At 62.8% G+C, this 12,683-nt stretch carries 8 protein-coding genes and 1 rRNA gene; 1 reads left to right on the top strand and 8 read right to left on the bottom strand.

The window, feature by feature from the left end; translation table 11 throughout:
- Positions 1 to 173, bottom strand: a 16S ribosomal RNA gene (locus tag ABID19_RS29910); the annotation flags it as partial.
- A gap of 721 nt (positions 174 to 894) precedes the next feature.
- On the opposite strand from ABID19_RS29910, the gene ABID19_RS29915 reads away from it, so the two are divergent.
- Complete coding sequence (locus ABID19_RS29915; protein WP_354494188.1) at positions 895 to 2,856, top strand: M23 family metallopeptidase; 1,962 nt, start codon at positions 895 to 897, stop codon at positions 2,854 to 2,856.
- A gap of 25 nt (positions 2,857 to 2,881) precedes the next feature.
- On the opposite strand, the gene ABID19_RS29920 is transcribed toward ABID19_RS29915, so the two are convergent.
- From ABID19_RS29920 to prfA, 7 genes are all read right to left on the bottom strand, one after another.
- Positions 2,882 to 4,441 carry an MFS transporter gene (locus ABID19_RS29920; protein WP_354494189.1) on the bottom strand — a complete coding sequence of 520 codons (1,560 nt, stop codon included), beginning with the start codon at positions 4,439 to 4,441 and terminating at the stop codon, positions 2,882 to 2,884.
- A 117-nt stretch (positions 4,442 to 4,558) separates the two neighbouring features.
- Complete coding sequence (locus ABID19_RS29925; protein WP_354494306.1) at positions 4,559 to 6,007, bottom strand: L,D-transpeptidase family protein; 1,449 nt, start codon at positions 6,005 to 6,007, stop codon at positions 4,559 to 4,561.
- A gap of 247 nt (positions 6,008 to 6,254) precedes the next feature.
- Positions 6,255 to 6,620 carry an MmcQ/YjbR family DNA-binding protein gene (locus ABID19_RS29930; RefSeq protein WP_354494190.1) on the bottom strand — a complete coding sequence of 122 codons (366 nt, stop codon included), beginning with the start codon at positions 6,618 to 6,620 and terminating at the stop codon, positions 6,255 to 6,257.
- A 34-nt stretch (positions 6,621 to 6,654) separates the two neighbouring features.
- Positions 6,655 to 9,261, bottom strand: a complete 2,607-nt coding sequence (gene clpB, locus ABID19_RS29935; protein ID WP_354494191.1) for an ATP-dependent chaperone ClpB — start codon at positions 9,259 to 9,261, stop codon at positions 6,655 to 6,657.
- Positions 9,262 to 9,484: 223 nt separating this feature from the next.
- Positions 9,485 to 10,423 (bottom strand): DUF4167 domain-containing protein, encoded by a 939-nt coding sequence (locus tag ABID19_RS29940; protein ID WP_354494192.1) that lies wholly within the window; start codon positions 10,421 to 10,423, stop codon positions 9,485 to 9,487.
- Positions 10,424 to 10,724: 301 nt separating this feature from the next.
- Positions 10,725 to 11,603: a peptide chain release factor N(5)-glutamine methyltransferase gene (gene prmC / locus ABID19_RS29945; RefSeq protein WP_354494193.1), complete on the bottom strand. Its 879-nt coding sequence runs from the start codon at positions 11,601 to 11,603 to the stop codon at positions 10,725 to 10,727.
- The gene (gene prfA / locus ABID19_RS29950; RefSeq protein ID WP_354494194.1) at positions 11,596 to 12,675 is read right to left on the bottom strand and encodes a peptide chain release factor 1; all 1,080 of its coding nucleotides are present in this window, start codon (positions 12,673 to 12,675) and stop codon (positions 11,596 to 11,598) included. The genes prmC and prfA overlap by 8 nt, the downstream gene beginning before the upstream one ends.
- Positions 12,676 to 12,683: the final 8 nt, after the last annotated feature.

A 12,683-nucleotide genomic window follows, 5' to 3' on the forward strand; every position in this document is an offset into this window, starting at 1 on the left:
TCCAAAAGGACGTATACGGTATTAGCTCCAGTTTCCCGGAGTTGTTCCGTAGAGATGGGTAGATTCCCACGCGTTACTCACCCGTCTGCCGCTCCCCTTGCGGGGCGCTCGACTTGCATGTGTTAAGCCTGCCGCCAGCGTTCGTTCTGAGCCAGGATCAAACTCTCAAGTTTAGTAAGACTTTGATTTGGCTTTATCTGGTCACGCTTTGAATTGACGAGAACATTCACACCTGGACACTTGCGTGTCTTGGTAGACTTATTCTCTCAAAACGTGTCCGCCAAAGTCTCGTTCGAACCTCCAACCCCTGGCGGGATCAAAGGTTCAGCAGGACTCTGCCGCCCACGTTTCTCTTTCTTCAATATTCAATTGTCAAAGAACAGACATCGCAGACGCAATGTCGTGACCCCTACGCTTGTGGCTCGGGGCCGTTCGAGTGTCGCTCACGCGGCTCTCTTGAATTTCGCAAAGGGCAGATCTAGAAGCGAACTTCTTCGTCGCCAGCGGCGCGCCGCCCTCGTTGGTGAGGCGTATATAGTCGGCGCCCCTCCAAACTGTCAACAACCATTTCAATCTTTTTTGAATTTTTTGCGACAAAGGATTTTCGGTAGCCGACTTCCGCGGCGGCATGGGGATAACAAGGCCCAACCACCACGCCGGAGCCCTATTGCCGCCGCATTGCGGTTTGACACCAAGGCCAACAAAGCGGGCGTACGCACCGTCGGCGCGGCGCCCTTAATAAGAGACTATAGAGAGCCACTCAGAGAAAAGTGTGATTGGGGATTTCGGCCGAGGCCAGGCGCTTCGTTGACTTCGCCCGCCGTGACAGGCAAATGTCATGGCCACAACAAAAGCGACAAGCCGTCCCGCCCGGGGAAGAAGCAGCCTTTCTGGATGCCAGATACGGAAAATGTCATAGCCGAACTCGGCAACGAGCCGCCGCTGATTGCGGACGGTCGCAGTGGCCCACCCGACCGGCGCGAGGTTTCGGCACGCTGGCTGTCGGGCACGTTTCTTACTGGCGTAACGTCGAGCGTGCTAATGGGCGTGGCGCTATTCGCGGCCCTCGACGGCCGTCAGCAACTGGCAACGCCGCCCGAGATCGCCGAACTGATCAGCCTTGCAACAGGCGACGATTCCGGCGAGATCGCCAAGACCACCAGGCTGGTGGCGCCGCGCCAGATCGCCAAGGCCAAGGACCGACGGCGCATGGAAGTGTCGATGGTGACCAAGGTCGGCGACCGCGACGTCATCCACACCATGCCTTTCGTGCAGATCAAGATGGCGCTTGCCGCCGGGCACGCGACCAGCCGCGCCTATCCGCCGTTCGATCCGATGCAGGTGTTCGGCGACGATCGCGACGGCAATGCCGACCAGCCGGCGACCGCCGCCGCCGGCCAGATCTATGGCGCCAAGGTCGAAAGCGAGATGAGCCTGAAGACGGTCGATTTTCCGATCGAGACGGCGGCCTTCGACGAAAAGAGTGACTTGTCCGCCGACGAGGTGGAAAAGGTGGTGCGTGAGGCCGGCACCGGTCTAAGCGACGGCGCGGTGCAGGTCGCATCGCTGCATTATGTCGACCCGCAGCGATTCGGCGACGCATTCGCCGAAAGCATGGCCGGCTCCTACGATGTCAGGATCATCCCGGAAAACGTCTCGGTGTCGCTGCGCGCTGCCCCCGACGACCAGGCGCCGGCTTTCGCCGAGGAAATCATCCCCTTCACCAGGGATCGCGACATAGTCGAGGCCTTCGCCGATTCGGGCTATACGGGCGACGACGCCACGGGCATGGCCGAGGCGATCGCCAAATTGCTGAATGCGACAGCACTCAAGGCGGGAACCGTGCTGCGCGTCGGGCTCGAGATCCATGGCGACGCCGCCAAAGTCGTTCGCACCGGCATCTATGACAGGACGCAGCATATCGTCACCATCGCGCTCGACGATCACGGCCAATATGTACCGGCGCAGGAGCCGGAGCCCAATCCCGAATTGGCGACCGCATTCGACGATTCGCCCGCACCGGTGGTGCGCGGCAATCTGCCCAACGTCTACGATGGCATCTACCGCGCCGCCTACTCCTACGGCATGTCCAAGGCGATGACCAAACGGCTGATCAAGCTCCTGGCCTCAGGTGTCGACTTCCAGTCACGGCTCAATCCGTCGGACCGCATCGAGGTGCTGTTCTCGCAGCCGGACGGCGACGACCGGGCATCCGACGAATCCGAACTGCTCTATGTCTCGGCGACATTCGGCGGCACGACTCGCAATTTCTACCGGTTCCAGATGCAGGACGGCAGCACCGACTATTTCGACGGAGACGGCCGCAGCGCTCAGCAATTCCTGCTGCGCAATCCCCTGCCCGCAGGAAAGTTCCGCTCCGGCTTCGGTGCCCGCAGGCATCCGATCCTCGGCTATGTGCGCATGCATACCGGCGTCGATTGGTCGGCCTCGATCGGCACGCCGATCATCGCCGCCGGCAACGGTGTCGTCGAGAAGGCCGGCTGGGCCGGCGGCTATGGCAAGCAGATCATCATCCGCCACGCCAATGGCTACGAGACCTCCTACAATCACCAGAGCGCTTTTGCCAAAGGCATCGCACCGGGTGTGCGCGTCCGCCAAGGCCAGACCATCGGCTTTCTCGGCCAGACCGGTCTCGCCACCGGTCCGCATCTCCACTACGAGCTGATCGTCAACGGTACCAAGGTCGACCCGATGCGCGTTCGCCTGCCGGTCGGCAAGGTGCTGAAAGGCGACGATCTCGTCGCCTTCAAGCGCGAGCGCGGGCGCATCGATGATCTGCTCAAGCAGGAAGACAGTGATTCGCTGAAGGTCGCGAGCGCCAAGATCGAAGGCTGAGCCGACTTTGGAGCCTTCGGGCTCTTCAGCCTTGCGGATTCTCGGATCGGCGCGACCAGGGCAGTCGCTCGCCTGAAACGGTCATCCACGCCACGATCGCCGAGAGCAGGCAAAGCAGCGCAGTTACCAGGGCGACCGCTGCGAAAGCTGCATCGTTGGCGGCGAGCCTTGCTGCATCGAGATCCGGCGCCAGACCGGCCGGCGCCGGTTCGCCGAAACCCGGAATGCCGGATGCGGCACCGGTGTTCAGCGCTGCGGCATAGACCCAGGCCGCCAATGATCCCATCGCCGCCACTGCGATCAGGCCGCCAATGCGCGAGACGGCATTGTTGATTCCCGAAGCAGCACCCGTATCCTTGTCATCGACCGCCGTCATGATCGCGGTCGACAGCGGCGACACGACCAGCGCCATGCCGAGCCCCATCAGCGCCATCAACGGAAACACTCCCCACCAGAAACTGTGGATCCCGGCATAGGCCAGCCAGGCAAGCCCGGCAAAGGCAACAGCGACCACGAGACTGCCGCTGGCGATCGGAAAACGCGGACCGATCCGGTCGGACCAGTGGCCGATCGGCCCCGATAAAAGCGCGATCAGCGCCGACAGCGGCAGGAAGATGAAACCGACCTCAGCCGTGCTCAGCCCCCATCCGGCGATGAGCAGCATCGGCAGGTAGAACAGATTGGCCGACAGCGCGAAATAGAGGAAGAAGGTCGCCACATTGGCGCCGGCGAAGGCGCCGACCCGAAACAGCGAGAGATCGATCATCGGTTCGCGCTGCCGGCGCTCGAAGACGATGAACAAGACGAGCAGCACCGCGCCGGCGGCAATGCTCGGGCCCGACATTTGCCCCTCGCCCTCTGCGCTCATCGAAGTCAAGCCGTAGGCAAGCGCCCCGAACGCCAAGGTGGCGAGTGCAGCGCCACCGAGATCGAGGCTGCGCTTTTCCGTCGGAGCGTCGGCCGGGACCTTGGCGAGCAGGAGATAGATCGAGAGAAGTCCAAGCGGCAGATTGATCGCGAAGATCGCCCGCCAGATACCATCGCCGAAGGCCGACAAGACAACGCCGCCCAGCACCGGGCCAAGCGCCGTCGTTAGCGCCGAGGCCGCCGCCCAGATGCCGATCGCCCTGCCGCGCTCCTTCTTCGGATAGGCCTTGGCGATAATGGCGAGGCTGCCCGGCACCATGATGGCGGCACCGATGCCCTGAACGGCGCGGAAGGCAATGAGCACTGGCGGGTTCGGCGCCACCGCGCAGGCAAGCGAGGCGGCAATGAACAGCGCGATGCCTGCCACGAAAGCATGCCGCAGGCCAAAACGGTCGCCGGCGGCGCCGCCGACAAGGATGAGCGCCGAAAGCGTCAGCGCATAGGAGTTTGAAATCCACTGCGCCTCAGCGAAACTGGCGCCGAGGTCGACGCGGATCGCCGGTGTGGCGATGGCCAGGATCGAACCGTCGATGAAGCCGAGCGCTGAGGCCAGGATCGCCGCGATCAGCACGAACCTGCGCCGCGATTGCGGGCAAAACGTATCGGCCCGAAGAGAGCCGGTCAGGGAGATGGCAGCGGCTTCGCTTGGAGACTTCATGCAGCCTGCTTAGACCCCCGGTCCGCCGGCAACAACCGGCCAGAGGATTGCTGTCGTTGAAACCAGAACAGGATCGGGGCCTTTATGGCACCGATCACGGCTCCTTGCCGACAGCGTTCAGTCGATGAATTCCACCGTGACGCCCGGCGACACGATTTTTGCCAGCTCGCGCGCGTCCCAATTGGTCAGCCGCACGCAGCCATGGCTTTCGGTCTTGCCGATCTTTGAGGGATCGGGTGTGCCGTGAATGCCGTAGGTCGGCTTGTCCAGCGCGATCCAGACCGAGCCGACGGGGCCGTTCGGGCCTGGCGGGATGGTCAGGATCTTGTCGTTTTCGCCCTGCTTGAAATTGATGTTCGGGTTGTAGGTGTAGTTCGGATCCAACGCGACCCGCGACACCGCATGCGTGCCGGTGGGCGAAGGCGTGTCCGCCGAGCCGATGGTGGCTGGATAGGCCGCGATCAGCTTGCCCGATGCGTCATAGGCGCGGACCTGCTTCTTGCCCTTGTCGGCGATGATGTTCGCCACCGGCTTCGCTACCAGCCTGCCAAAATTGGCGACCTTGATGATCGTGCCGGGACGGTTGAAATTGGCTTCCGGATTGAGCGCCTTCAGATAGTTCTCGTCCATGTGGAACCGCTCGGCCAGCGCTTCGGTGACGGAGGTGTAGCTCAGCCGCTCGAGTTGCGCCTTCTGGCTGTAGTCTTCCGGCACCGAGGCGACATAGGGGCCGGCCGCGTCTTCGGGGGTGATGGCGTAGGAGGCGAAGGCATCGCCGCCGGATTGCTCGAGCGCCGCCTGGATGCCGACCACATCGGTCGACCGCAGATTGCTGCCGGTGATCTCGTTGTAGGCGGCGAGCGCCTTGTCGACATTCGAGCCGAAGCGCCCGTCGACGACGCCGGGCGAAGCGCCGGCGCGGTCGAGCAGCACTTGCAACGCCGCGACATCCTGGCGTGCACCGAGTGATAGCGACGGATCGGTGACGGTTTTGCCGCCGACCTTTGGCGGCAGTGCCGCCTGATCGCCCGGCGCCGTCGGCTCGACCGGTTCGATCGAAGCCTCGTCGAGCGGCTGGCGCTTGACGGTGCGCGGCTGCGGCGCTTCCGGATAATTATCGCCATAGCCATCATCCCGCGGGGCTTCGGGAAAAGCTTCCACCGAATTGTCGTTGTAGGGATCATATTCGTCGGGCGGCACGACGATCAAGCCTTCCTCTTCCAATTGCCTGCGGCGCAAACGTGCCGTGTCTTCCCCGTCGAGATAATAGCTGTCGTCCTCGACCGGTCCGAGATTGCGCGAGCCCTCGCGGCGCAGCGCACGGCGGTCGAACCTGGTCTGCGGCGGCTGGATGGCAAGGACCTTGCCGGTTTCCGCATCGACGATGACGCGGTTTCCCCTGGCGTCGTAATAGACGTCGAAATCGCCGTTCTGGGCGACCAGCACACCGCCGTCATCGGCCGCACGGGCAGATCGCGGCGCGATGTCTTCCGTCGGCGCGGCCATTGCGCTCGAAGAAAGCAGCCCGGCGGCGAGCGCCGAAAGGGTGAAGATCGTGCGGAACATGTTGCCCAAATTCTCCGGTCCGTAATTGCCGCCGCCCGGCATAGTCTCGTTAGAGCGCCGCGCGTCCTTCCGGACGCGCAAAGGACGCTCTAACACTCTAAATCTCCGCATCGCGCTTTCCGAAAATCGAATTCGGTTTTCGGGCCGATGAGATATACCAACCCCTTCGCCAGCAAATCAGTTGGCGACCATAAGGTTCCAACATGAACCGGGCATGAAGATGGCGGATTTCTGGCGAGCAAGAACACTAGCTGGCGGTAAGTCCCAATTCCTTGCGCGCCTGTTTCGTCAGCTTGAGGACGACAAGGCGATGGCTTTCGCGCAAATAGTCCTTCAGCGCGTCATCGTCCATGCTTTGATTTGTCTGGCGCTGGATCCATTTCATGCCGCGTGACGCAAGATAGGGCGCGGGCCGAAGGCCCGGCTGTTCCTTCAAGATGTCATAAGCGATGTCGGAGCATTTGAAGGTGACGAACGGCTCCTTCCCCTCGCTCCAACCGCCGATGGCAAACACCTTGGCACCGACCTTCCAGACATGGGCGCCGCCCCATTGGACGACGTGGGTCGTCGCAGGCAGCGAAGCGCAGAAGCCGTTGTAGTCATCCAGCGTCATCTGCGCCCCGCCATTTTATGCAAGCCTGCTCGGATCAGGCAGCCGCCTCGGTCGCCATGACCGTCGGCTTCGAGCGGAAGTTCAACCGGTCGGAACCTGCGGTGACCTTGACGGTCGAACCGTCGAGGATGTCGCCGAGCAGGATTTTTTCCGCCAGCGGGTCCTGCAGTTCCTTCTGCATCACCCGCTTCAGCGGCCGCGCGCCATAGGCCGGATCGTAGCCCTTGGCCGCCAGCCAGTCGACCGCCTCCTGGTCCAGCGAAAGCGTGATCTTGCGATCGACGAGCAGATTTTCCAGCCGCTTGAGCTGGATCTCGACGATGCGGCCCATATCCTGCCGGCGCAGCCGGTGGAACAGGATCACCTCGTCGACGCGGTTGAGGAACTCCGGCCGAAACGACGCCCTGACCACGCTCATCACCTCGTCGCGCACGTCATCGACGTCCTGGTTCTCGCCGAGATTGACCAGATATTCGGCGCCGAGGTTCGACGTCATGATGATCAGCGTGTTGCGGAAATCGACCGTGCGGCCTTGTCCATCGGTCAGGCGGCCGTCGTCGAGCACCTGCAGCAGCACGTTGAAGACATCGGGATGTGCCTTCTCGATCTCGTCGAACAGCACGACCTGGTAGGGCCGGCGCCGCACCGCTTCAGTCAGCGCGCCGCCTTCCTCATAGCCGACATAGCCGGGAGGCGCGCCGATCAGCCGGGCGACCGAGTGCTTCTCCATGAATTCCGACATGTCGATGCGCACCATGGCGCTCTCGTCGTCGAACAGGAAGCTGGCGAGCGCCTTGGTCAGCTCGGTCTTGCCGACGCCCGTCGGCCCGAGGAACATGAACGAGCCGATCGGCCGGTTCGGATCCTGCAGGCCGGCGCGGGCACGGCGGACGGCTTTCGACACGGCCTGCACGGCCTCGCCCTGGCCGACGACGCGCTTGCCGATCTCGTCTTCCATGCGCAGCAGCTTGTCACGCTCGCCCTGCAGCATCTTGTCGACCGGAATGCCGGTCCAGCGCGACACGATATGGGCGACGTGATCGGGGGTGACCACCTCCTCGACCATGCCGACCTTGCCGTCTTGCGCCTCGGCCTGCGTCAGCTTCTTCTCGAGTTCCGGAATCTTGCCGTAGGCCAGCTCGCCGGCGCGCTGGAATTCACCCTTGCGCTGGGCAATGGCGAGCTCGTTGCGCGCTTCGTCGAGCTGCTTCTTCAGGTCCGCCGCGAGCCCGAGCTTCTGCTTCTCGGCCTGCCACTTCGAGGTGAGCTCGGTCGATTCTTCCTCCAGGGCGGAAAGGTCCTTTTCGAGGCGGGCGAGCCGGTCCTTCGACGCATCGTCCTTCTCGACCTTCAGCGCCTCACGCTCGATCTTGAGCTGCATGACACGGCGGTCGATCTCGTCCAGCGCTTCGGGCTTCGAATCGACCTGCATCCGCAGCCGCGACGCGGCCTCGTCGACAAGGTCGATCGCCTTGTCCGGCAGGAACCGGTCGGCGATATAGCGGTTGGACAGCGACGCTGCCGCGACCAGCGCCGAATCCGAGATGCGCACCTTGTGGTGCTGCTCGTATTTTTCCTTCAGGCCGCGCAGGATGGAGACGGTGTCTTCGACAGTCGGCTCATTGACGAAGACCGGCTGGAAGCGGCGGGCAAGGGCTGCGTCCTTCTCAACATGCTTGCGGTACTCATCGAGCGTCGTCGCGCCGACGCAGTGCAGTTCGCCGCGTGCCAGCGCCGGCTTCAACAGGTTTGAGGCATCCATGGCGCCATCCGCCTTGCCGGCCCCGACCAGCGTGTGCATCTCGTCGATGAACAGGATAATGCCGCCAGCGGCAGCGGTAACTTCCGAAAGCACCGCCTTCAGCCGCTCCTCGAATTCGCCGCGATATTTGGCACCGGCGATCAACGACCCCATGTCGAGCGCCATCAGCTGCTTGTCCTTGAGCGATTCCGGCACGTCGCCATTGACGATGCGCAACGCTAGCCCTTCGGCGATCGCGGTCTTGCCAACGCCGGGTTCGCCGATCAGCACCGGATTGTTTTTGGTGCGGCGCGACAGCACCTGGATGGTGCGGCGGATCTCGTCATCGCGGCCGATGACCGGGTCGAGCTTGCCGGCGCGGGCGTCGGCGGTGAGATCGCGCGCATACTTCTTCAGCGCATCATAGCCCTGCTCGGCGCTCGCCGAATCGGCGGTGCGGCCCTTGCGGACCTCATTGATCACCTGGTTCAGCGCCTGTGGTGTCACACCGGCTTTGGTCAGGATATCGGCGGTCTTGGCGGATTTCTCGACCGCCAGCGCCGTCAGCAGCCGCTCGACCGTGACGAAACTGTCGCCGGCCTTCTTGGCCAGTTCCTCGGCGGTCGAAAACACTTTGGCCAGCGGCTGCGCCAGATAAAGCTGGCCGTTGCCGCCCTCCACCTTGGGCATTGCCTCAAGTGCCGTCTCGACGCCAAGCTTGACGTCGCGAACGCTGCCGCCGGCGCGCTCGATCAACGACGCGGCCAGGCCCTCATCGTCGTCGACGAGCACTTTCAGTATATGTTCAGGGGTGAACTGCTGATGGTTACGTGAGAGCGCCATTGTCTGCGCGGACTGGATAAAGCCGCGCACGCGCTCGGAGTATTTTTCAAGGTTCATCTCTGTCTCCTTCCGTCACCGGCCCGCTTTGCGGCACCGGATCAGATTGCGGTGACGGACCCGCCCGATCGAGCCGGATCCTGTTCAGGCGAGATATGGGGCGCATGCCACGGACCCTCAAGACGTCCCGATAATGGTGGACGCATAATATTCCACAGGCGCGCAAAACAAAAACGGCGGAGATTTCTCTCCGCCGTCCAAAATGTCTGAAGGCCTTGCTCGATCAGTTGTTGACGTCGACGCTGGCGGGCTCCCCACCAGCGTCTTCCGCCGGCGCTGTATTCAAATTATCGGCGCCAGCATTGTCATTGCTGCTGTCCACCTGATCGGCATTGACACGCGGGCGGCGCGGACGCCTGGGACGCCGGGCAACGCCATTTTCGGCAGCCGCTTCCTTCAGCTCGGCCTGGGCAGCGAGAGCCGCCGGCGAGAAGTTCTCGAACTGCGGCGCGGGCTCGGGCACAGAAACAGGCTCGACCGGGGAAACAGCTTCCGCCTGTACGGGCGTCTCGCTCTGTACCGGCGTCTCGTTGCGCCGGTTCTGATCGCCGCGCTGTCCGCCTTGCTCGCCGCGCGAACCATATTCGCCGCGCTGGCCATTCTGGCCGTAGCCGCCATTGGGGCGACGGTCGCGATGGCGGCCGCCATTGTTGTCGCGCCCACCGTTATCGCGGCCATTGTCGCGGTTGTCGCGGCCGTTTTCCTGGTTGAACGCCAACTCGGCCGGCGTGCCGTCAATGACCGGCTGCGGGCCGGCACCGTGGTTGACCACCGGAGCCGCCGTCTCACCGACGTTGCTGTTGCCGGTGTTGTCGAAGTCGTCGCGGTCGTCGTCGCCGTCCTCGTCGAAATCGTCGCGGTTCTGCTGAGCGCTTTGGATCGGAAGCTGCGCCTGCGCGGCAGCGATGATGCGATTGTAGTGCTCGGCATGCTGGAGATAATTCTCAGCCATCACCCGGTCGCCGGAGCTTTGCGCGTCACGGGCAAGGGTTGCGTATTTTTCGGCGATCTGCTGAGCCGATCCGCGGATCTTCACGTCCGGGCCGTTGCTCTCGTAGTTGCGCGTCAGGGGATTTGGGCCCTTGCGGTTGTTGTTATTGTTATTGCCGCCGCCGTTGTTGTTGCGACCGCGCATGCGCCTGTTCTGCTGTTGTGGCCTCATTCGACTCTCTTCATTTTGAAATTTTCGAAAATTCTTCACGAACGGAGGCGCTCATGCGGCCAGCCGTTTCGTCTCTTCACCGGCGTTCGCCCGCATCGATTGCGTTGGCGCCACGTGTCATCCTGTTCCGGTTACATCACTTGTCGGACGATTCCCGCACGAAGCTTGGGCGTCGTTTGCGCAAGAAGGCAGCTATTTCCAAGGAAACCGAATCGCTAAGAGCACTGCCTGCTTCGTCTCATCCGGTTAAGGCGACCCTAGCCGCATTCCCCGGCATTGCCAAGCGTTTTTTCGCACTGCATCACGGCTTTGTCAGTTCAAAGATCAGAACCCTGTCGTTTCCGCCAAGATCGCGGAATACCCCTGCCGGCATGTAGCCGGCTTGGAGGAATATGTCCGTGACGTCCTTGCGTTGCGTGTGGCCTATCTCGACCGCAATCCTGCCTTCGGCTTCCAAAAAACCTGCCGCCTCGGCGGCGATGATCCTGTAGGGACTCAGACCGTCCACGCCGCCATCAAGGGCTCGGCGTGGATCGAAATCGCGGACCTCGTCCTGCAGATTTTCGATGTCTATGGACGCTATATAGGGAGGGTTGGCGACAATTACATGGTATCGGCCAAAAACTTTTTCGAACCAGTCGGATTTGAGCACCTGGAACCGGCTGGCCAACCCCAATTCCTCGGCATTGCGCATGGCGGTGCCCAGCGCATCTTGCGAAATGTCGACCCCAGTGGCGCGCGCCGCCGGAACTGCGCTGAGCAGCGCCAGTGCGATCGCGCCGGTGCCGGTGCCGAGATCGAGGATGCGGCATTCGCCTTCCCGTTCTGCTGTGGTCTTCACGAAGGGCAGTACTGCTTCGACCAGCGTTTCGGTATCTGGTCGCGGCTCCAGCGTTTCCGGTGAAAGCGACAGGCGCAAGCCGTAGAATTCGCGATGGCCGAGGATGCGATGCACCGGCTCGCCGGCGATCCGCCGTCTTAACGCTGCATCGATCGCGACAATGGCGCCGGCATCGACCCTGCATTCGGGATCGGCGATGGCTTGCGTGCGGGTGGTGCCGGAAAAATGTTCGACGATCAGCCTGGCATCCAGCGCCGGATCGGCGACTGCGGCCGCAGCAAGGCGTGCCCGTGCCGCTTTAAGCAGCGGCCCCAGCATGCCAGGCAGACTGTCAGCCATCGACGCCGATATCGGCGAGCAGCTTCGACTGGTGATCGGCCATCAGCGCGTCGATGATCTCATCAAGTTCGCCCATCATCACCCGGTCGAGCTTGTAAAGCGTCAGATTGATGCGATGGTCGGTGACGCGACCCTGTGGGAAATTGTAGGTGCGGATGCGCTCCGAGCGATCACCCGAACCAACCTGCGACTTGCGCGATTCGGAGCGTTCCTCGTCGGCCTTACTGCGCTCGAGGTCATAAAGCCTGGCGCGCAGGATCTGCATGGCTTTCGCCCGGTTCTGGTGCTGCGACTTCTCCGCCTGCACCACCATGATGCCGGTCGGCAGATGGGTGATGCGCACCGCCGAATCGGTGGTGTTGACGTGCTGGCCACCCGAACCCGAGGCGCGCATTGTGTCGATGCGGATGTCTTCAGCCCTGATGTCGATGTCGACCTCTTCCGCTTCGGGCAGCACGGCAACCGTCGCCGCCGAGGTGTGGATGCGCCCGCCGGCCTCGGTTGCCGGCACGCGCTGCACGCGATGCACGCCGGATTCGAATTTCAGATGGGCAAAGACCCCCTTGCCCGAAATGGTGGCGATGATTTCCTTGTAGCCGCCGACCTCGCCGTCGCTTGCCGACACCATCTCGAAACGCCAGCCGCGTGCCGCAGCGTAGCGTTCGTACATGCGAAACAGGTCGCCGGCAAAGAGAGCTGCCTCGTCGCCGCCGGTGCCGGCACGGATTTCGAGGATGGCATTCTTGTCATCGGCGGCATCCTTGGGCAGAAGCAGGATCTGGATGTCCTTCTGCAGCGCTTCGATGCGTTCCCTGACCTCGGGCAGATCGGCCTCGGCCAATGCCCGCATTTCGGCATCGGTACTTTTGTCGGCGAGCATCGCCTCCAGATCGGCCTGTTCGTGCTCGGCGGTGCGCAGCGCCCTGATCTTTGCCACCATTTCCTGGATGTCGGCATATTCCGACGCCATCCTGACATAGGCGTCCGCCGCCGGCCCGGCCGACATCTGCGCCTCGAGCATGTCGAAACGCTTGACGACTTGATCCATACGGTCGCGGGGCAGGTTGATCATGGTGGGGT

Source organism: Mesorhizobium robiniae, from assembly GCF_040545535.1.
Taxonomy (GTDB): Bacteria; Pseudomonadota; Alphaproteobacteria; order Rhizobiales; family Rhizobiaceae; genus Mesorhizobium; species Mesorhizobium robiniae.

What these genes read in the sequence shown, in the direction of transcription:
- ABID19_RS29915 (WP_354494188.1), top strand. Translation starts at nt 895, where the DNA reads ATGCCAGATACGGAAAATGTCATAGCCGAACTCGGCAACGAGCCGCCG.
- ABID19_RS29920 (WP_354494189.1), bottom strand. Translation starts at nt 4,441, where the DNA reads ATGAAGTCTCCAAGCGAAGCCGCTGCCATCTCCCTGACCGGCTCTCTT.
- ABID19_RS29925 (WP_354494306.1), bottom strand. Translation starts at nt 6,007, where the DNA reads ATGTTCCGCACGATCTTCACCCTTTCGGCGCTCGCCGCCGGGCTGCTT.
- ABID19_RS29930 (WP_354494190.1), bottom strand. Translation starts at nt 6,620, where the DNA reads ATGACGCTGGATGACTACAACGGCTTCTGCGCTTCGCTGCCTGCGACG.
- clpB (WP_354494191.1), bottom strand. Translation starts at nt 9,261, where the DNA reads ATGAACCTTGAAAAATACTCCGAGCGCGTGCGCGGCTTTATCCAGTCC.
- ABID19_RS29940 (WP_354494192.1), bottom strand. Translation starts at nt 10,423, where the DNA reads ATGAGGCCACAACAGCAGAACAGGCGCATGCGCGGTCGCAACAACAAC.
- prmC (WP_354494193.1), bottom strand. Translation starts at nt 11,603, where the DNA reads ATGGCTGACAGTCTGCCTGGCATGCTGGGGCCGCTGCTTAAAGCGGCA.
- prfA (WP_354494194.1), bottom strand. Translation starts at nt 12,675, where the DNA reads ATGATCAACCTGCCCCGCGACCGTATGGATCAAGTCGTCAAGCGTTTC.